A 19424-nucleotide genomic window follows, 5' to 3' on the forward strand; every position below is an offset into this window, starting at 1 on the left:
GGAGGCTAATTCACCTGCCGGTCCTTGCCCGCCCAATACGGATCGCGCAAATTCCGCCGCAGGATCTTGCCCGACGGGTTGCGCGGCAGCGCCGGGATGAAGTCGACCGATTTCGGCGTCTTGAAGCCCGCGATCCGCTCGCGGGTAAAGTTGATGATGTCGGTCGCGGTCGCCGTTTTGCCTGGCTTCATCACGACCACCGCCTTCACCGCCTCGCCCCATTTGTCGTCGGGGATGCCGATCACGGCGGCTTCGGCCACGTCAGGGTGGTCGCACAGCGCGCTCTCGACCTCGGCCGGATAGATGTTCTCGCCGCCAGAGATGATCATGTCCTTGATGCGGTCGTGGATGTAGAGATAGCCGTCATTGTCCATGTAGCCGGCATCGCCGGTGCGCAGCCAGCCGTCGCCGTCGATGGTGCGCGCGGTGGCCTCGGGCAGATTCCAGTAGCCGACCATGTTGGAGCCGGAGCGGGTGGCGATCTCGCCGACTTCGCCCGGCGGAAGCGGCTTGCCGTCAGGGTCGAGGATCGCAAGCTCGATACCGGGCAGCGCCTTGCCGGCCGAGCGCATCCGCTCGAGCCCCTCGATATGGTCCTCCGGCGGCAGCGCGACGATGGTGCCGGTGGTTTCGGTCATGCCGTACATCTGCACGAAGCCGCATTTGAAGACCTCGATGCACTCCTTCAGCAGCGCCGCCGGAATCGGCGAGGCGCCATACAGCATGTACTTCAAACGGGAAAAGTCGACCTGCCGCGCGCGCGGCTGCCGCACCACGAATTGCATCGCCGCCGGCACCATGAACAATTTGGTGATGCCGGACTGCTCGAAGAAGTCGAGCACCTTGGTCGGGTCGAACTCGCGGGCGATCACGCCGCGGGCGCCGTGATAGAGCCCCATGACGCCCCAGCCGGAGCCGCCGATGTGGAAGATCGGCATTGCGACCAGCGAGACGTCGTCGGTGGTCCATTTGTTCCATTCCGGCTTCTCGGCCTCGTTGCCGCTCTGCACGAGGTTGAGGAAATTTGCGTGGGAGAGCATCGCGCCCTTCGGCTTGCCTGTGGTGCCCGAAGTGTAGAGCTGGATCGCGATGTCCTTTGGCTCGAGCGCGACGCGCGGATCATCGCCGCTCTGCGCGTCGCGCCAGGCGAGATAGTCGGGCCATTCCGGCGCGCCGCTCTCGGTCGTGATGACAGTGCGGACGCTGGGCAGCTTGTCCCTGATATTGCGCGCTTGCGTGATGAATTCGGGGCCGACAAACAGGATCGGTGCCTTGCAGTCGTCGACGATGAAGGCGACCTCGGGGCCCGCCAGCCGCCAGTTCACCGGCGCCATCACCACGCCGGCCTTCATCGCACCCATCAACAGCTCGAAATAGAAGTCGCTGTTCTTGCCGAGATAGGCGATGCGCTCGCCTTTTTTGACGCCCATCGCGATCAGCGCGTTGGCGACACGGTTGGTCTTGATGTCGAATTCGGTGAAGCTGGTTTGCCGTCCCTCGAACTCATAGGCCAGCGCATCGCCGAGACTGCTGGCGCGGTCGCGCACCATGTCGGCAAGGTTGGTCAGTTTCGGCGCAGCGGACATGTTTCCCCCGTGACGTCTTGTTCTGGTTGCGCGGAGTGTGGCGGCATCCGGCAGCAAAGACAATACGGGGAGTGGTGCACGATCCATCCACACCGTCGTCCCGGGCAAGCGAAGCGCGACCCGGGACCCATAACCACAAGATCAAGTTGTCGAGCGCGCTGCGGCCCCAGCGTGCCCGGTCGTTTTAAGCGGTGGTTATGGGTCCCTGCTTTCGCAGGGACGACAGTTGAGCGTGGGGCGCGAGCTGACGCGTCAGCCGCGCGCCGCGCGGTCCTTCTCGTTCTGCGCCTTGATCGACTCGCGCGCCTTGGTCCAGTCGTCGTCGCTCCAGTCGCGCAGCTGGTAAAAATTGCCGCCCATGGCGAGCGCCTGTGCGCCGTCCATGGCGATGGTCTCGCCGTTGATCCAGTCGCAGCCGCCGGAGATCAGGAACACTGCGAGGTTCTGCAACTCCTCCATGGTGCCGACGCGGCCCATCGGGTTCATCGCCTTGGTCCGCGCACCGGCCTCGTCGCCGGGCTTGATGCGCTTGCTCATGCCCTCGGTCGGGATCTCGCCGGGGGCGATGGTGTTGAGACGGATGCCGTGGCGGCCCCATTCGATCGCCAGCGACATCGTCATGGCGTGGATCGCCGACTTGCTCATCGCCGACGGCACCACATAGGGCGAGCCGTTGCGTACCCAGGTCACCGTGATCGACACCACGTTGCCGCGATGCCCGCCGGCGATCCAGCGCCGGCCCACCGCGTGCGTGACGTAGAACGTGCCGTGCATCACGATGTTGGCCACTGCATCAAATCCCCGCGTGGAGAGCTCTTCCGAGCGCGAGATGAAATTGCCGGCGGCGTTGTTGATCAGATCGGTGAGCGGACCGCTGGTGGTCCAGATCGCCTCGATCATCTCGTCGACCGCCATGGCATTGCGGATATCGACGCCATGGCTCACCACGCGTCCGCCATGCTCGGCCATCAACTCGGTGGCGGTTTCGTCGCAGACGCTCTTGCGGCGGCCGCAGATATGCACCTCGGCCCCGAGTTGCAGGAACCGCGAGGCCATGGCCTTGCCGAGGCCGGTGCCGCCGCCGGTGACCAGGATGCGCCGCCCGGTAAGAAGCTGATCAGAGAACATCGTTTCCTCCACGGGGGTTGTCAGTTAATTGGTCGATTGACTAAAAGCGGACAACGGCCTTTGTGTAAAGCGCCATCAAGGAACAGCGGAGGAGATTTCAATGGAAGATCGCGTTTCGATATCGATTTCGGACGGTATCGCCGATGTCCGTCTGGTGCGGACCGACAAGATGAACGCGCTCGATGCCGCGATGTTCGAGGCATTGGTCGCCGCAACCGACCGGCTTTCCAAGGAAAAAGCCGTTCGGGTGGTGGTGCTATCAGGCGAAGGCCGGGCCTTCTGTGCCGGCCTCGACATGGGGCGTTTCGCCGCCATGAAGGACGGAGGTAACGGAGTGCCGGGCGGAGAGAACCGTGACCTGACGATCCGCACCCACGGCAAGGCCAATTTCGCGCAGCAGGCGGTGTGGGGCTGGCGCCAGCTTCCGGTGCCCGTGATCGCCGCGGTCCACGGTGTCGCGTTCGGCGGCGGCTTCCAGCTCGCGCTCGGCGCCGACATGCGCTTCCTTTCGACCGACGCGCGGATGTCGATCATGGAAATCAAATGGGGCCTGGTGCCCGACATGGCGGGCACGCCGATCCTCGCAAGCCTGGTGCGCGACGATATCCTGCGCGAGCTGACCTATACCGGCCGCGTCTTCTCGGCGCAGGAAGCGCAGAGCTACGGCCTCGCCACCCGCGTCTGCGACGACCCGCGCGCCGCGGCGCTCGAGGTCGCGCGCGAGATCGCCGGCAAGAGCCCGGATGCCATCCGCGCCGCCAAGCGGATGCTGAACAATCTGTCGGTCGATCCGGCCGCTGCACTGCTGGCGGAATCCGTCGAGCAGCAGAAGCTGCTCGGCAGCCCGAACCAGACTGAATCCGTGCGCGCCAATCTGGAGAAGCGCGCGCCAAGGTTTGCGGATACGTGAATCTCTCCGTCGTCATGGCCGGGCAAAAGCGCGAAGCGCGTCTTCGCGCAGATGTCCCGGCCATCCACGTCTTTCTTTGACGACGAAAGCAAGACGTGGATCACCGGGACAAGCCCGGTGATGACGACAATTGCCAACGTCGCTAACCAACAACGAAGAACAACAACAGATGAGCGAAACGTCCCAACCCTTCCTCGGCATCGTCAGCGGCGAGCGCCGGCGCGATCACGCAGGGGTGGCCGAGCGCACTGAGCGTATTGCCAGCGGCCTGAACCAGCTCGGCGTCAAGCCGGGCGACAGCGTCTGCATGCTGATGCGCAACGACATTGCGTTCATCGAGGCCGCTTATGCGGCGATGCGGCTCGGCGCATATGGCGTGCCGATCAACTGGCACTTCAAGCCGGAGGAGATCAACTACGTGCTGACGGATTCCGGCACGCGCGTCCTGATCAGCCATGCCGACATGCTGCATCCGCTCCGTGGCGCGATCCCGCCCGACGTCACCGTGCTCAGCGTGCCGCCGCCGCCGGAAATCCTCGCCAACTACAAGATCAATCCCGATCATCTCGCGACGCCGGATTTCGCGATCGATTTCGAAGCCTGGCTCGCCCAGTTCCCGCGCTATGACGGCCCGGTGGTGCCGCAGCCGCAGAACATGATCTACACTTCGGGCACGACAGGCCACCCGAAGGGCGTGCGCCGCTTCGCGCCGACGCCGGAGCAGACCGCCAATGCGGAAGCGATGCGGGGGATGATTTACGGGCTGAAGCCGGGAGCACGCGCGATCCTGCCGGGTCCGTTGTATCATTCCGCGCCGAATTCCTTCGGGCTGCGCTCGGGCAAGCTCGGCGGCGCGCTGGTGCTGATGCCGCGCTTCGACGCGGAGGAATTTTTGGCACTGATCGAGCGCGAGCGGATCGACACCATCTTCATGGTGCCGACGATGTTCATCCGCCTGATGAAGCTGCCGGAGGAGGTGCGCAGCAAGTACGACATGTCGTCGTTGCGCCACATCATCCACGCCGCCGCGCCGTGCCCTGCCGACGTCAAGCGCGCCATGATCGACTGGTGGGGACCGGTGATCTACGAATTCTACGGTTCGACCGAGTCGGGAGCGGTGACGTTTGCAACTTCGGAGGACGCGCTGAACAAGCCCGGCACGGTCGGAAAAATCTCGCCCGGCGCCGAGCTGCGCTTCATCGGCGACGACGGCCAGGAGGTGGCGCAGGGGCAGATCGGCGAGATCTATTCGCGGATTAAGGGCAATCCCGATTTCACCTATCACAACAAGTCCGAGAAGCGAGCCGAGATCGACCGGCAGGGGTTCATCACCTCCGGCGACGTCGGCTATATCGACGCCGACGGCTATGTCTTCATCTGCGACCGCAAGCGCGACATGGTGATCTCGGGCGGCGTCAACATCTACCCGGCGGAGATCGAGGCGGTGCTGCACGCGGTCCCCGGCGTGCACGATTGCGCGGTGTTCGGCATTCCCGATGCCGAGTTCGGCGAGGCGCTGATGGCGGTGGTCGAGCCGCAGCCGGGCGTGACGCTCGACATCGCCGGGGTCCGCGCCCAGCTGAAGACCGCGCTGGCCGACTACAAGGTGCCCAAGCACATCGAGATCCAGACCAACCTGCCGCGGGAGGATTCCGGAAAAATCTTCAAACGCCGGCTGCGTGACCCGTATTGGGAGCGCGAGGGGCGGAGGATTTAGGCCGACAAGCTACCGTCGTCCCGGGCAAGCGCAGCGCGACCCGGGACCCATAACCACAGATGCCTCTGTTGGGCGATCTGTGGCCCCATCCGAAGCCAACCTCGGACATCGGTGGTTATGGGTCCCTGCTTTCGCAGGGACGACAGGCAGTGTGCACCGCCCCCAAGTTCATCTTGCGCTGCGGCAAAAAATGCGCACATTTGGAGCGAGCCCGGCAGCCTCTGGAGTAGCCAGCCATGTCTCCCCAGATCTTGCCTCCCCAGACCATGCCTTCCGAGACCGATACCCAGGCCAGGCGCGCGGCAGAAGTGCAGGCGCAGGAGGAGGATGCACGGCTCCGGGACGACATCCGCCTCCTCGGCCGCGTCCTCGGTGACACCGTGCGCGACCAGGAGGGGGCCGACGTATTCGACCTGGTCGAACGCATCCGCCAGACCTCGGTCCGGTTCCATCGCGACGAGGACAAGCTGGCGCGGCGGGAGCTGGAGGGCATCCTCGACGGCATGTCGATCGCCGAGACGCTGCAGATCGTCCGCGCCTTCAGCTATTTCTCCCACCTCGCCAACATCGCCGAGGACCAGAACAACATCCGCCAGATGCGAAGCCGCGGCCCGAGCGGGGCGCCGCGGCCGAGCACGCTGGAGCAGACGCTGGTCCATGCCCGTCAGGCCGGCATCAGCCCGGCCGACCTGCGCGATTTCTTCAGGAGCGCGCTGGTCAGCCCTGTGCTGACGGCGCATCCGACCGAGGTCCGCCGCAAGAGCACGATGGACCGCGAGATGGAGATCGCTGACCTGCTCGACCGCCGCGAGCGGCTGCAGATGACCCCGGAGGAGAGCGAGGCCAGCGACGAGCAGCTGCGCCGCGCGGTTGTGACGCTGTGGCAGACCAATCTCTTGCGCCGGACCAAGCTGACCGTGCTCGACGAGGTCGCCAACGGCCTGTCGTTCTACGACTACACCTTCCTGCAGGAGGTCCCGCGCGTGCATTGCGCGCTGGAGGACCGCCTGAACAAGGAGGGCGGCGAAGCCGGCGAGCTCGCCTCGTTCCTCAGGATGGGAAGCTGGATCGGCGGCGATCGCGACGGCAATCCGTTCGTCACCGCCGAGGTGATGCGCGGCACGCTGCGGCTGCAGTCGAGCCGGGTGCTCAGCTTCTATCTCGAGGAGCTGCACGCGCTCGGTGCCGAGCTGTCGCTGGCGGCGTTTCTCGCCGACGTGTCGGACGAGCTCCGGACCCTTGCCGAGCGCTCGCCCGATACCTCACCACATCGAAGCGGCGAGCCTTATCGCCTGGCCGTCTCGGGCATCTACGCGCGGCTCGCGGCGACTGCCAGGAGGCTCGAGGTCGAGACCACGCGGCCGCCGGTCGGCAAGGCCGAACCCTATGCCAGCGTCAAGGAATTCCAGGCCGATCTCGACGTGCTCAATCGCTCGCTGATCGCGAACAATTCCGGCGTGATCGCGCGCGGCCGGCTGCGGCTGTTGCGGCGCGCGGTGGATTGCTTCGGCTTCCATCTGGCGCGGCTCGACATCCGCCAGAACTCGGCGGTGCATGAGCGAACCATCGCCGAGCTGCTCGATACCGCGAATTCCGGCATGTCCTATATGGCGCTCGGCGAGGACGCCCGCGTCAGCCTGCTGCTCGGCGAGTTGCGCAGCGCGCGGCCGCTCGTCTCGCCCTTCGTCAAATATTCCGAAGAGACCCAAAGCGAGCTCGCCGTGTTCCGTGCCGCGGCGGAGGCCCATGCCAAATTCGGCCCCGAGGTGATCCCCCAGTGCATCATCTCGATGTGCAAGGGCATGTCCGATATGCTCGAGGTCGCGGTGCTCCTGAAGGAGGTCGGGCTGGTCAATCCATCCGGCCGCAGCGCGATCAACGTCGTGCCGCTGTTCGAGACCATCGAGGATCTGCAGGCCTCCAGCGGCATCATGGACCGCATGCTGGTGCTGCACGACTATCGCAAGCTGGTCGACAGCCTCGGCTGCGTACAGGAGGTGATGCTCGGCTATTCCGACAGCAACAAGGATGGCGGCTTCGTCACCTCGGGCTGGGAGCTCTACAAGGCCGAGATCGGACTCGTCGAGGTGTTCGAGCGCCACGGCGTGCGGCTGCGCCTGTTCCACGGCCGCGGCGGCTCGGTCGGCCGTGGCGGCGGCCCGAGCTATGATGCGATCATCGCGCAGCCCGGCGGCGCGGTGAACGGCCAGATCCGCATCACCGAACAGGGCGAGATCATCTCCTCGAAATATTCCAATGCCGAGGTCGGCCGCAGCAATCTGGAAATCCTCGCCGCGGCGACCCTGGAAACCAGCCTGCTGCAGCCGCGGCAGAGCGCGCCGCGTCCCGAATATCTCAAGGCGATGGAGCAGCTCTCCGCGCTCGCCTTCAAGGCTTATCGCGGCCTCGTCTATGAGACCGAGGGCTTTGCCGACTATTTCTGGGGCTCGACCGTCATCAACGAGATCGCGACCTTGAACATCGGCAGCCGTCCGGCCTCACGCAAGAAGACCCGCGAGATCGAGGACCTGCGCGCCATCCCCTGGGTGTTTTCCTGGGCGCAATGCCGGCTGATGCTGCCGGGCTGGTACGGTTTTGGCGCGGCGGTGGAGACCTGGATCGCGGAGCATCCGGAGCAGGGCATGCCGTTCCTGCAGGAGCTCTACCGGGAATGGCCGTTCTTCCGCACGCTGCTGTCCAACATGGACATGGTGCTGGCGAAGAGCTCGATCGCGATCGCCTCGCGTTATGCCGAGCTGGTACCCGATGTGGCGTTGCGCGAGAAGATCTTCGGCCAGATCCGCCGCGAGTGGCATCTCTCGATCGAGACGCTGCTCGACATCATGGGCCACGACCGGCTGCTGCAGGGCAACCCGCTGCTGGACCGCGGCATCCGCAATCGCTTCCCCTATCTCGATCCGCTCAACCACGTGCAGGTCGAACTCTTGAAGGAGCATCGCGCGCAGAACCCGGACGAGCAGGTGCTGCGCGGGATTCAGATCACGATAAACGGGATCTCGGCGGGCTTGCGGAATAGCGGCTAGCCACAGCGTCGTCCCGGCGAAGGCCGGGACCCATAACCACGACTGCGAGTGTCGTGAACGATGTGGGCCCCAGCTTTCTTCAACAATCAACAGCGGTGGTAATGGGTCCCGGCCTTCGCCGGGACGACGGTTAGATCAACAATTATGCGCGCCTCTGGTCTCGACATAGACCGCGTAGAGCGACTGGCTTGCCGTCATGAACAGGCGGTTGCGCTTCTTGCCGCCGAAGGTGAGGTTGGCGCAGGTCTCCGGCAGCAGTATCTGGCCGATGCGCTGGCCGTCGGGCGCAAACACCTGCACGCCATCATAGCCGGGTCCGACCCAGCCGGCGCCGACCCAGATGTTGCCGTCGACGTCGACGCGCATGCCGTCCGGGAAGCCCGACTTGCCGTCCAGCGTCATGTCGATCAGCGTGCGCGGGTTGGAGAGCTTGTCGCCGTTGAGGTCGTACTGCCAGACAATGTTCTTGGCGTTCGGATAATGCGTGATGCCGGTGTCGCAGACATAGACCTTCTTGTAGTCGTGGCTGAAGGCGATGCCGTTCGGCTTGAACGGTTCGTCGGCGACCTTGGTGACCTGGCCGGTCGACGTGTCCAGGCGATAGACCGCTTCCTTCTGGTAGGGCTGCTTCGATCCGGTGTTGGCCAGTTGGCCCTCATAGATCGAGATCGCGCCGTAGCCGGGATCGGTGAACCAGATCGACTTGTCGTTGGGATGCACGACCATGTCGTTCGGCCCGTTGAGCTGCTTGCCGTTGGCCTGCTCCGCCAATGACGTGACGGTTCCATCGTGCTCGTAGCGCACGAGGCGCGTGCGCTCAGCCGTGATCTGCCGGCCCTCGAAATCGAAGGTCGAGCCGTTGGCCTCGTTCGACGGCTTGTGGAACTGTTCGGAGATGTGGCCGTCATCGTCGAGATAGCGCAACTGCCGGTTGGCCGGGATGTCGCTCCACACCAGATACTGGCCCTGTGCGTTCCAGGCCGGGCCTTCCGCCCACAGACAGCCGGTGTAGAGCCGCTTGATCGCGGTGTTGCCAACCTTGGCCTTGAAGCGCTTGTCGTCGATCACGACGATATCGGGGTCGGGATAACGCTGCGGCTCCGCGTTGCGGCCGAAGTCGCGCGCTGCAGCATCGGATGCAGCCATCGCGGTTGCAGCAAGCGCGGTTGCGCCGCGCAAGATTGTTCGACGGTCGAACGCCTTCGCGCCGTCGCCCTCGTGTTTCTGAATGTTGCTTGGATTTGTCACGAAAGTCCTCCCAGTCATTGTTGTTATTGGGGAGGGCGATCATGCACCCGCAATTCTGGCACAATGCAGGCACGCGATGATGAAACAACCAAAGAGTGTGTCGCCCCGGCCTCGTGCGCGATTGCGCGTGGAGTTCACCGAGGCGACTTTTTCATAAACTGTCAGATCGGATCCCAAGATCAGATCAGATCGGATCCCAGGTGAAGACGTCGGCCGAGCGGTCGAGCTTGGCGAACGATCCCTTCAGCGCCGGCATGCCGTGTTCGGCAATGGTCTCGGGCGTCCAGCCTTCGCCGCGATGAACCGAGCGCACCGGACGATGCTGGCCGAACAGGAATATCTCGTTCATGCGCACGCCGAAAATTTGTCCGGTGACGTCCTTGGCGGCATCCGAGAGCAGGTAGGCGCAGACCGGCGCGATCTTCTCCGGGCCCATCTGCTTGATCTTCTCGACCCGCGCCTTCTCGGCATCGGTCTCGGTCGGGATGGTGCCGATCATGCGGGTCCAGGCGAACGGCGAGACGCAGTTCGAGCGCACGTTGAAGCGGCCCATGTCGAGCGCGATCGATTTCGACAGGCCGACGATGCCGAGCTTGGCGGCGGCGTAGTTGGCCTGGCCGTAATTGCCGATCAGGCCCGAGGTCGAGGTGAAGTGCACGAACGAGCCCGACTCCTGCTCGCGGTAGATGCGCGCCGCGGCGTGGCTGACATAAAACGAGCCCATCAGATGCACCTTGATGACGGCCTCGAAGGCTTCGACGCTCATCTTGTGGAAGATCATGTCGCGCAGGATGCCGGCATTGTTGACGACGCCGTCGAGCCGGCCGAAGTGGTCGGTCGCGGTCTTCACGATCTTGCTGGCGGGGATCGCTTCCGCCACCGACTCGAAATTGGCAACCGCCGTTCCGCCGCGCTTCTTGATCTCCTCGACCACCTCCTCGGCGGGCGCCGCGTTCGAGCCGGCGCCGTCGGCGGCGCCACCGGGATCGTTGACCACGACCTTGGCGCCTTCCGCCGCGCAGAGCAGCGCGATCTCGCGGCCGATGCCGCGGCCCGCGCCGGTGACGATGATGACTTTATCCTGCAGTGATTTTGCCATGTGGGTTCTCCTTGTTGCTGTATGTCCGCAGGCCGATGCGGAGCCCCCACTCGTCATGCGCGGGCTTGACCCGCGCATCCATCCTTCTTCAGAAGGAGATGGATTGCCGGGTCAGGCCCGGCAATGACAGATTGGGCGCTGCGCTCGCGCCAGCCATTGCTATCGTTCGTTCGTAAAGATGATCGTGCCTGACGCCGCGAACATGCCGCCGACGCCGTGGCAGACCGAGATCTTCGCGTTCGGCACCTGCGCCGGCGCGATGCCGCGCATCTGCCGCACGCTCTCCTGCAACGCGTACATGCCGTACATGCCTGAGTGCATGTAGCTCAGCCCGCCGCCATTGGTGTTGAGCGGCAGCTTGCCGCCGGGTCGGGTGTTGCCGTCGGCGATGAATTTGCCGGTTTCCTCATGGGGCATGAAGCCGAGGTCGCCGAGGCCGTAGAGCGGCAGATGCGCGAAGGCGTCGTAGATCATCAGATGATCGACGTCCTTGTGGGCGATGCCGGCCTCCTTGAAGGCGAGCGGGCCCGCCACCTTGAAGGCCCGCGATGAGTCAAACGTCTTCATCTGGCTGACCATCGGCGTTTCGACGCTCTCGCCGGTGCCGAGGATGTACACCGGCTTCTGCGGGAAATCCTTGGCGCGATCGGCCGAGGTGAGGATCAGGGCGCCGCCGCCGTCGGTGACGAGGCAGCATTGCAGCAGCCGGAACGGGTAGGCGATCATCCGCGAGTTCAGCACGTCGGCGACCGTGATCGGGTCCTTCATGGTCGCGCGCGGATTCTTCGCCGCCCATTCGCGCTGCACGACCGCGACCATCGCAAGCTGCTCATGGGTGATGCCGTGCGTCTTCATGAAGCGCAGCACCGGAATGGGAAACATGCTCGGCGGTCCATACACGCCGTACGGTGACTCGAACTGGCCGTTGAGGCTGTCGGGTGCGGTGAAGCGCGGCTGCTTGCCGATCATCGACCTGCCGCTCTCGGCATGGGTGATCAGCACGGTCTTGCAGAGGCCGGCCTCGATCGCCGCCGCGGCGTGGCGGACATGCAGCATGAACGAGCAGCCGCCGACCGAGGTGCCGTCGACCCAGGTCGGCGTGATGCCGAGATAGTGGGCCATCTGCTGCGGGGTCTCGACCGCGGTGGCGAAGCCGTCGATGTCGGACAGTTTCAGGCCGGCATCCGCAATCGCATTCAGCGCCGCGTCGGCGTGCAGCTGGATCTGCGACATGTTCGGGATGACGCCGAGCTCGGTGGTCTCTGCCGCACCGACGACGGCAACCTGGTTCCTGCGCATCGCGTTACCCCTTCGCCGGACGGAACAAGGGAAGGGTGATCTTGTCGTCGAGCGCCTCGAAGGCGACCTCGAGCGGCATGTCGAGCTCGAGCGCTTCCGGCGTCTGCGGACAATCGATGATGTTGCTCATCATGCGCGGACCCTCGTCGAGCTCGACGATGGCGATCGCATAAGGCGGCGTGAAGCCGGGCGCGGCGGGACGATGGTTGATGACGTAGCTGTAGAGCTTGCCCTTGCCGCTCGCCTTGAAGACCGAGACCTTGCGCGAGGCGCAGGACGGGCAGAACGGCCGCGGCGGAAAGTAGACATTGGCGCAGGCGTCGCAGCGCTGCAGGCGCAACTCGCCGGCCTGGGTGCCATCCCAGAAATGCTGGGTCTCAGGTGTCGGTTTTGGTTTTGCGCGCGCGGGCTCGGCCATGTCTGATGTTTCCTCCCGAAATCGTTACAGACTTGATGCGCCATTGGACCGAGCCCCGTCAACGGTCCATCCGTGCCCCGCGCAGCGGCCTGTGTTTCGCGCATGCCGTATATTCCGCCCCTCGCACAATTGCTAAGGCCGCGATGCTTGTGTCGCTCCGATCCGGCGCGTAGAAGGGCCGCGGTTCAAGAAGGTCCAAGATACCCGGGAGGAATAATATGATGCTGAGGATCATCGGCGCGGCACTCGCTGCCAGCCTCGCATTCGCGACACAGGCCACGGCCGCCGACGCACCGTCGGAAATCAAGATCGGCACGCTCTACGCGTCGTCCGGGCGCTACGCCTCGATCTCGATGCCAGTCTACAGTTCGCTGAAACTGTGGGTCGAGCAGAAGAACGCCGAGGGCGGCGTCTTCGTGAAGGCGTTCGACAAGAAGATCCCGATCAAGCTCGTCTCCTATGACGACCAGAGCAACACCGCGACTGCGTCTACGCTATATAACCAGCTCGTCACTCAGGATAAGGTCGACCTTCTGGTCGCCGATTCCGGATCGGTGCTGACGGCGCCCGCGGTTGCGATCGCGCGCGATCACAAGATGTTCCTGTTCGACCAGACCGGTACCGGCGCGAGCTTCTTCTCCAAGGACAATCCCTACATCGCGCTGATGGCCGATCCGGTGTCGACCGTCTGGCCGAAGCCGGTGGCTGACTTCATCAGCCAGGACGGCCCTGGCCTCGGCATCAAGAAGGTCGCGATCCTCTACGCGACCAACGAGTTCACCGGCACCCAGGCCAACGCTTTCAGAAAGTTCGTCAAGGATTCCGGTGCGCCGATCGAGATCGTCTACGACCAGGGCGTTCCGACCGAGACCACCAACTACAACGTCATCATCAACAACATCAGCAAGACCAATCCCGACGCGGTGATCCATTTCGGCTATGCGCCGAACGACATCGCTTTCCTGCGCAACGTCCAGGACGTCGGCACCAAGTTCAAGATGCTGTTCGCGATCTATGCCGGTCTCGAGACCGAGCTGCTCGAGAAGAACGTCGGCGCCAAGGGGCTGGAGCACGTCTGGACCTATGTGCCGCCGTCCGAGCTGGATTATCCCGTCAATTTCGGGATGACCATGAAGGATTTCCGCGACGCCTGGCTGAAGAAGTACAATGACGGCAAGATGGAGTTCGGCTTCAATGCGGTGGCCGGCTACACCACCGCGCTGGTGGTCGAGAAGACGCTGTCGGTTGCGACCAGCCTCGACCAGATGGAGCTGCGCCGCGCGGTGTTCTCGCTCAGCGGCCAGCTCAAGACGCTGGATGGCACCTTCGCGCTGGATGAGACCGGCGGCCAGATCGGCGAGTTGACGCCGCTCGGCCAGCTCACGGTCGACGAGCACGATCACATCAAGTTCGTCTCGATCTATCCGCACGAGACCGCCACCGGCAAGCCGATCTATCCGGCGCCGTGATGCGATTTTCGGCGGCGGGCGTAACCTTCGGCGGCGAGCGGTAGCATGACCTATGCGCTCGTTGCCGGCGTGCTGTTCGGGCTGTATTTCAGCCTGGTCGGCATCGGTCTCAATCTCGTGTTCGGCGTCATGCGCATCGTCAACCTTGCGCATGGCGACATCCTGATGCTGGGCGCCTTCATCGCGCTCGGCGTGGTCGGCGTCGCCGGCATCGACCCGCTGTTCGCTATTCCGCTGGCCTTCGTGGTTTTCGTGCTGGCGGGTGTGCTGCTGTACTGGGTGCTGGTGCCGCGGCTGCAGGGCTCGGCCAATCCGGAAATGCTGTCGATCATCCTGTTCTTCGGCCTCTCGCAGGTGATCGAGGCCGTGACCACGATCTTCGCCGGCACCAGCGAGCGGTCGATCCAGAGCCGGCTGCTCGGCACCGTGTTCACGACCATCAAGGTGAAATGGTTCGGCGGCAAGGCCGGCGGGGCAGGGCCGATCCAGATCTTCGGCCAGGGCTTTCCCGCGCCGTGGGTGATCGCGGCCTGCACCAGCCTGATCGCGATCGCGCTGGTCTACCTTTATCTCTATCACACGAGGCTCGGCACCTTGACCCGCGCGGTGATGTCGCGCCGCGACGAGGCCTTCGCGACCGGCATCGATGTCGATCGCGTCTCGGCGGCGGCGTTCGGCATCGGGCTTGGCATCGCGGCCGTCGCCGGCGTGTTCGCGCCGTTCATGTTCGGCTCGGTGACGCCGGCCTTCGGCGCCGATGCGACGGTGACGTCGTTTGCGATCGTGGTGCTCGGCTCGCTCGGCAATCCGCTGGGCACCGCGCTCGGCGGCGTCGTCTATGGCCTCTGCTACATGCTGGTGCAGACCTATCTCAGTTCCTGGGCCGACCTCTTGCCCTATGTGTTGCTGATCGTGATCCTGTTGTTGCGCCCGAGCGGTCTGCTCGGAAGGCGGGTGCGCGTTGCCTAACGCATCGAAGCACCTGCTCTTCATCCTGGCGCCGCTGGTCGTGGTGTTCGCACTGCTGCCCGGCGTCTATCAAAACCATCTCTTGCTGTTCAACTTCGTGATCTTCCTGATCCTCGCGCAGGGCGTGAACATCATCTATGGCTTCACCGGTTATCTGCCGTTCGGCTATGTCGGCTTCTTCGGTGCTGGCGCCTACGGCTTTGCCATCATGGTGATGCATCTGCAGACGCCGGCGCCGTTGGCCGTGCTGGTCGGCGGTCTCGTCGCGGTCGCGCTCGGCCTGCTGCTGACGCCGCTGCTGCGGTTGTCGGGCGCGTATTTTGCGATCGCCAATCTCGCAGCCTCGCTCGCGGTGCTGCACTTCGTCGCCAACCCGGCGCTGGAGGGGATCACCAAGGGCCCGTATGGCGTGTCGCTCACCGGCACGTTCAATCCGACCCACGCCTACTACGCCGCCGTCGTGGTGATGGCGCTGACCGTCGGCGCGGTCGTCTATCTCAAGAACTCGCCGTTCGGGCTCGCTTTGCAAGCGGTGCGCGAGGACGCGGTGTCGGCCTCGATGGCCGGCGTCAACATCATCAAGATGCGGGTGATCGCCTGGCTCGCCTCGGCGCTGGTCGCCGGCCTCGCCGGCGGCATCTACGCCTGGTACGTCTCGGTGTTCTATCCCGACAACGTGTTCTCCGGCGAGTTCAGTATCTTCGCGATCGTGTTCGCGCTGTTCGGCGGCGTCGCCACCATCACCGGACCGATCGTCGGCGTGCTGATTCTCTACGGCATCTACAATCTGATCGGGTTCACGACGCCGCAATATTTTCAGCTGATCTATGGCCTGTTGATCATGGGCCTGGTGCTGTTCCTGCCCGCAGGGCTGGTGTCGCTGGCAACGCGCAGGGGGTGGCATGTCCCGTGAGAAAGCGCCCATCCTCAAGGTCTCGAAGCTGGTCAAGCGCTTCGGCGGTTTCCACGCGCTCGACGGCCTGAGCTTTCACGTCGTGCCGGGCGAGATCCTCGGGTTGGTCGGCCCCAATGGTTCGGGCAAGACCACGGCGATCAACGTGATCTCCGGCCTCTATGCGCCCGACGGCGGCGAGGTCGTGTTCGACGGCACGTCCTCTGGCGGCGTCGCCTCGCACAGACTGGTTCATCGCGGCATCAACCGCACCTTCCAGGTTCCAAAACCGTTCCTGTCGCTCACTGTGCGTGAGAACATCCAGGTGGCGCTGGCCTATGGCGGTGCGACCGGCGCGCCGTCGATCCCCGAACTGCTCGAGGATTTCAGGCTCAAGGAGGTCGCCGACCGCCCCGCCGCCGATCTCAACAGCGCGCAGCAGAAGATGCTCGATCTGACCCGCGCGCTCGCGACGCGGCCCCGGCTGTTGCTGCTCGACGAGCTCGCCGCCGGCCTCAACCCGGCGGAGCTCGACTGGATCGCCGGCCGCATCAAGGCGCTGGCCTCAACCGGCATGGCAATCATCGTGGTCGAGCATCTGATGGGCTTCATCGAGCAGATCACCGACCGCGTCATCGTGCTCAATGCGGGCAAGGAGATCTTCGAGGGCACGCTTGCGACCGCGGTGCGCGAGCCGCAGGTCATCGAGGTATTTCTGGGAGGCGAGCATGCCCACTGATGCGGCGCCGCTTCTGGACGCCAAAAGCGTCGATGCCGGCTACGGCACCATGCAGGTCTTGTGGGGCGTCGACCTCGACGTCCGCCCCGGCGAGACCGTGCTGCTGCTCGGCGCCAATGGCGCGGGCAAGACCACCTTCCTGAAATCGCTGGTCGGCCTGATCGAAGCGCGCAGCGGCCACATCAGGCTCGGCGGCGAGGACATCACCAAGATGCGATCTTCGGACCGCATGAAGCGCGGCATGACCTACATGTCGGAGCTTGCGGTGTTTCCCGATCTGTCGATCGAGGAGAACATCCGGGTCGGCGCGCAGGCGCTCGGCCACGCCAATCCGGGCGCCCGAGTCGATGAACTCTACGGCCTGTTCCCGGTATTGCGCGACAAACGCCGCGACCCGGCCTCCAGCCTGTCCGGCGGCCAGCGCAAGATGCTGGGCATCGCCAAGGCGCTGTCGGCCGAGCCGAAGCTCCTGGTCATGGACGAGCCCTCGGCCGGGCTGTCGCCGCTGTTCGTCAAGGAGGTGCTCCGCGCGTTGTCGAGCCTGCAAGGCCGCGGATTGGCGCTCTTGATCGCCGAGCAAAATATCGGTTTCCTTGAGATTGCCACCCGCGTATTCGTGCTGGAAGGCGGCCGCATCCGCTTCTCCGGCACGGTTGCCGAGATGAGCGGCAATGAAGACCTGCACCGCGCCTACTTCGGGTTGAAGTGATCCGGACAGGCTATTCGGGCGACAACAAGGTCCAACTGTGAAGTGAAAACCATGCCCAAAAATCCGACACTCGCCTCCCTTGCCGCCGATCTCGAAAGCGGCGCGACCTCCGCCCGCAAGCTCGTCGAGCAATGCATCGCCAGGATTGCCGATCCGGCCGGCGAGGGCCAGCGCACTTTCATCCATGTCGACCGCGACGCCGCGCTGGAAGCCGCCGATGCCATGGATCGGCTGCGCAAGGCCAATGCCGCGCCGTCGCCGTTCGCCGGCATTCCGGTCTCGATCAAGGACCTGTTCGACATCAAGGGGCAGGTGACGCGCGCGGGCTCGCGGGCGCTCGACGATTCGGCGCCGCCGGATGTCGATGCGCCCGTCGTGGCGCGGCTCAAGCGCGCCGGCTTCGTCGTGATCGGCCGCACCAACATGACCGAGTTCGCCTATTCCGGCATCGGCATCAATCCGCATTACGGCACGCCGAAAAGCGCCTGGAACCGCAGCGTCGGCCACGTGCCCGGCGGCTCGTCCTCGGGGGCGGCGGTCTCGATTGCCGACGGCATGGCGTTCGGCGCGCTCGGCACCGACACCGGCGGCTCTTGCCGGATCCCGGCGGCCTTCAACGGCATCGTCGGCTACAAGCCGACGCAGAGCCGGATTCCGCTCGATGGCGGCGTGCCGCTGTCGTTCACGCTCGACAGCTACGGCCCGCTGGCCAATTCAGTCGCCTGCTGTGCCGCGCTTGACGCGGTGCTGGCCGATCAACCGGTGACGCCGCTGACCCCGCGCCCCGTCAAGGGCATGCGGCTCGCGGTGCCGACCACGGTCGCGCTCGACGACCTCGATGATGCCGTGGCAAAAACCTTCGAGCGTGCGCTCGCCGCGCTGTCGCGCGCCGGCGCGCTGATCGAGCGGATCGAGGTCCCTGAACTGCTCGACGTCGGCGTCATGAACGCCAAGGGCGGTTTTGCCTCCGCCGAGAGTTATGCCTGGCATCGCTTCCTGCTCGCCAGCAAGGGCGACATCTACGACCCCCGCGTCGCCGTGCGCATCCAGCGCGGCGAGGGCTTTCCGGCCGCCGACTATATCGATCTGCTCAACGCGCGGCGCTCTTTCATCGCCCGCACCGAACAGCGGATCGCGCCCTATGACGCGATGGTGCTGCCGACCACGGCGAACCTGCCGCCGACCATCGCCAGCCTCGCCGACGACAAGGCATTCGGCACCGAGAACCTGCGCGCGCTGCGCAACTGCACGCTGATCAATGTGCTCGACGGCTGCGCCATCTCGCTGCCCGCGCATCGCGAGGGCGAGGCGCCGGTCGGCCTGATGCTCGCCGCCGCAGGCGGTTCGGATCGCCGCATCTTCGAGCTTGCGGCCGGAATGGAGACCGTCATCCGTGTTTGAACTCACCTTCAATGTCGACGACAAGGGCGTCGCCACGCCGCTCACGCTCGAAATCAAGCAGGCTGTGATCGCCGGCTGGACCGGCCGCGATCCCGTGGCGCGCGACAAGCACATCGCGGAGCTCGAGGCGCTCGGCATCGCACGGCCCGCGACCACGCCGATCTATTACCGCTGCTCGGCGCGCCGGCTCACCTTTGCCGACGTCATCGAGGTCTGCGGCGAGGACTCCAGCGGCGAGGTCGAGTTCGTGCTGATCGGCTGGCAGGGCCGCATCTTCGTCGGCTGCGGCTCCGACCATACCGACCGCAAGGTCGAGAGCTACAGCGTCACGGTCTCGAAGCAGATGTGCGACAAGCCGATGGCCTCCGAACTGTGGGAGCTCGAGGACGTCATTGGCCATTGGGACCAGCTCATCCTGCGCGCCTGGGCCACAATCGGCGGCCAGCGCGTGCTCTACCAGGAGGGCACGCTCGATCACATGCTGCCGGTCAAGGACCTGATCGCCGGCGGCTTCGACAAGGGCGCGCTGCCCGACGGCTGCGCGATGTTCGGCGGCACCTTCGCGGCCAAGGGCGGCATCCGCCCGGCCAGCCGCTTCGAGTTCGAGCTGGAAGACCCGGTGCTGAAGCGGAAGATCAGCCACGGCTACGACGTGGTGACGCTGCCGGTACGGGGCTGATCTGGCCGCAAGTCGTGCCAGGAAAGGTCGGCTAACACTTGTCTCCACGCGTCGTCCCGGCGAAAGCCGGGACCCATAACCACTGGGCATTGTGGTTGGCACGCTGTGGCCCCAGCG

At 64.9% G+C, this 19424-nt stretch carries 16 protein-coding genes; 10 read left to right on the plus strand and 6 right to left on the minus strand.

Annotation, left to right across the window (positions count from 1 at the left end; all coding sequences use genetic code 11):
• Positions 1 to 5: 5 nt before the first annotated feature.
• Together HAP48_RS30655 and HAP48_RS30660 are read right to left on the minus strand one after the other, a co-directional pair.
• Positions 6 to 1586: a fatty acid--CoA ligase gene (locus HAP48_RS30655; protein WP_166203651.1), complete on the minus strand. Its 1581-nt coding sequence runs from the start codon at positions 1584 to 1586 to the stop codon at positions 6 to 8.
• 252 nt (positions 1587 to 1838) lie between these two features.
• A complete protein-coding gene (locus HAP48_RS30660; protein WP_166203653.1) occupies positions 1839 to 2714 on the minus strand; it encodes an SDR family oxidoreductase in 876 nt (291 codons plus the stop codon).
• A 100-nt stretch (positions 2715 to 2814) separates the two neighbouring features.
• Here HAP48_RS30660 and HAP48_RS30665 point away from each other — a divergent pair, with 100 nt between their 5' ends.
• From HAP48_RS30665 to ppc, 3 genes are all read left to right on the plus strand, one after another.
• Complete coding sequence (locus tag HAP48_RS30665) at positions 2815 to 3624, plus strand: crotonase/enoyl-CoA hydratase family protein (RefSeq protein WP_166203655.1); 810 nt, start codon at positions 2815 to 2817, stop codon at positions 3622 to 3624.
• A gap of 169 nt (positions 3625 to 3793) precedes the next feature.
• Positions 3794 to 5341 carry an acyl-CoA synthetase gene (locus tag HAP48_RS30670; protein WP_166203657.1) on the plus strand — a complete coding sequence of 516 codons (1548 nt, stop codon included), beginning with the start codon at positions 3794 to 3796 and terminating at the stop codon, positions 5339 to 5341.
• 251 nt (positions 5342 to 5592) lie between these two features.
• A complete protein-coding gene (gene ppc, locus HAP48_RS30675; protein WP_166215298.1) occupies positions 5593 to 8385 on the plus strand; it encodes a phosphoenolpyruvate carboxylase in 2793 nt (930 codons plus the stop codon).
• A 135-nt stretch (positions 8386 to 8520) separates the two neighbouring features.
• Here ppc and HAP48_RS30680 read toward each other — a convergent pair whose 3' ends face one another.
• The 4 genes from HAP48_RS30680 to HAP48_RS30695 all read right to left on the minus strand — a co-directional run bounded on the left by HAP48_RS30680 (position 8521) and on the right by HAP48_RS30695 (position 12449).
• On the minus strand, positions 8521 to 9633 hold the full coding sequence (locus HAP48_RS30680) for an SMP-30/gluconolactonase/LRE family protein (protein ID WP_175612239.1): 1113 nt from the start codon (positions 9631 to 9633) through the stop codon (positions 8521 to 8523).
• Between the two features lie 184 nt (positions 9634 to 9817).
• Complete coding sequence (locus HAP48_RS30685) at positions 9818 to 10732, minus strand: SDR family oxidoreductase (RefSeq protein ID WP_029083977.1); 915 nt, start codon at positions 10730 to 10732, stop codon at positions 9818 to 9820.
• A 159-nt stretch (positions 10733 to 10891) separates the two neighbouring features.
• Positions 10892 to 12031 carry a thiolase C-terminal domain-containing protein gene (locus HAP48_RS30690; RefSeq protein ID WP_166203659.1) on the minus strand — a complete coding sequence of 380 codons (1140 nt, stop codon included), beginning with the start codon at positions 12029 to 12031 and terminating at the stop codon, positions 10892 to 10894.
• 4 nt (positions 12032 to 12035) lie between these two features.
• The gene (locus HAP48_RS30695) at positions 12036 to 12449 is read right to left on the minus strand and encodes a Zn-ribbon domain-containing OB-fold protein (protein ID WP_166203661.1); all 414 of its coding nucleotides are present in this window, start codon (positions 12447 to 12449) and stop codon (positions 12036 to 12038) included.
• Between the two features lie 218 nt (positions 12450 to 12667).
• Here HAP48_RS30695 and HAP48_RS30700 point away from each other — a divergent pair, with 218 nt between their 5' ends.
• From HAP48_RS30700 to HAP48_RS30730, 7 genes are read left to right on the plus strand one after another with little or no spacing between them, the layout of a single operon-like run.
• Positions 12668 to 13918 (plus strand): amino acid ABC transporter substrate-binding protein, encoded by a 1251-nt coding sequence (locus HAP48_RS30700; RefSeq protein WP_224496683.1) that lies wholly within the window; start codon positions 12668 to 12670, stop codon positions 13916 to 13918.
• Positions 13919 to 13963: 45 nt separating this feature from the next.
• Complete coding sequence (locus HAP48_RS30705) at positions 13964 to 14887, plus strand: branched-chain amino acid ABC transporter permease (RefSeq protein WP_166203663.1); 924 nt, start codon at positions 13964 to 13966, stop codon at positions 14885 to 14887.
• Complete coding sequence (locus HAP48_RS30710) at positions 14880 to 15800, plus strand: branched-chain amino acid ABC transporter permease (RefSeq protein WP_166203665.1); 921 nt, start codon at positions 14880 to 14882, stop codon at positions 15798 to 15800. The genes HAP48_RS30705 and HAP48_RS30710 overlap by 8 nt, the downstream gene beginning before the upstream one ends.
• Positions 15790 to 16518, plus strand: coding sequence for an ABC transporter ATP-binding protein (locus HAP48_RS30715; protein ID WP_166203666.1), 729 nt, complete (start codon positions 15790 to 15792; stop codon positions 16516 to 16518). Before HAP48_RS30710 ends, HAP48_RS30715 begins: the two co-directional genes overlap by 11 nt.
• A complete protein-coding gene (locus tag HAP48_RS30720) occupies positions 16508 to 17227 on the plus strand; it encodes an ABC transporter ATP-binding protein (RefSeq protein WP_166203667.1) in 720 nt (239 codons plus the stop codon). Before HAP48_RS30715 ends, HAP48_RS30720 begins: the two co-directional genes overlap by 11 nt.
• A gap of 51 nt (positions 17228 to 17278) precedes the next feature.
• The gene (locus HAP48_RS30725; RefSeq protein ID WP_166203668.1) at positions 17279 to 18628 is read left to right on the plus strand and encodes an amidase; all 1350 of its coding nucleotides are present in this window, start codon (positions 17279 to 17281) and stop codon (positions 18626 to 18628) included.
• Positions 18621 to 19307: a DUF2848 domain-containing protein gene (locus HAP48_RS30730; protein ID WP_166203669.1), complete on the plus strand. Its 687-nt coding sequence runs from the start codon at positions 18621 to 18623 to the stop codon at positions 19305 to 19307. Before HAP48_RS30725 ends, HAP48_RS30730 begins: the two co-directional genes overlap by 8 nt.
• Positions 19308 to 19424 lie beyond the last annotated feature (117 nt).

Origin of the sequence: Bradyrhizobium septentrionale (assembly GCF_011516645.4) — a bacterium.
GTDB classification, from domain to species: Bacteria; Pseudomonadota; Alphaproteobacteria; order Rhizobiales; family Xanthobacteraceae; genus Bradyrhizobium; species Bradyrhizobium septentrionale.

Coding starts and splice junctions, on each gene's coding strand:
- HAP48_RS30655 (WP_166203651.1), bottom strand. CDS start 1,586: ATGTCCGCTGCGCCGAAACTGACCAACCTTGCCGACATGGTGCGCGAC.
- HAP48_RS30660 (WP_166203653.1), bottom strand. CDS start 2,714: ATGTTCTCTGATCAGCTTCTTACCGGGCGGCGCATCCTGGTCACCGGC.
- HAP48_RS30665 (WP_166203655.1), top strand. CDS start 2,815: ATGGAAGATCGCGTTTCGATATCGATTTCGGACGGTATCGCCGATGTC.
- HAP48_RS30670 (WP_166203657.1), top strand. CDS start 3,794: ATGAGCGAAACGTCCCAACCCTTCCTCGGCATCGTCAGCGGCGAGCGC.
- HAP48_RS30685 (WP_029083977.1), bottom strand. CDS start 10,732: ATGGCAAAATCACTGCAGGATAAAGTCATCATCGTCACCGGCGCGGGC.
- HAP48_RS30690 (WP_166203659.1), bottom strand. CDS start 12,031: ATGCGCAGGAACCAGGTTGCCGTCGTCGGTGCGGCAGAGACCACCGAG.
- HAP48_RS30695 (WP_166203661.1), bottom strand. CDS start 12,449: ATGGCCGAGCCCGCGCGCGCAAAACCAAAACCGACACCTGAGACCCAG.
- HAP48_RS30700 (WP_224496683.1), top strand. CDS start 12,668: ATGATGCTGAGGATCATCGGCGCGGCACTCGCTGCCAGCCTCGCATTC.
- HAP48_RS30705 (WP_166203663.1), top strand. CDS start 13,964: ATGACCTATGCGCTCGTTGCCGGCGTGCTGTTCGGGCTGTATTTCAGC.
- HAP48_RS30715 (WP_166203666.1), top strand. CDS start 15,790: ATGTCCCGTGAGAAAGCGCCCATCCTCAAGGTCTCGAAGCTGGTCAAG.
- HAP48_RS30720 (WP_166203667.1), top strand. CDS start 16,508: ATGCCCACTGATGCGGCGCCGCTTCTGGACGCCAAAAGCGTCGATGCC.
- HAP48_RS30725 (WP_166203668.1), top strand. CDS start 17,279: ATGCCCAAAAATCCGACACTCGCCTCCCTTGCCGCCGATCTCGAAAGC.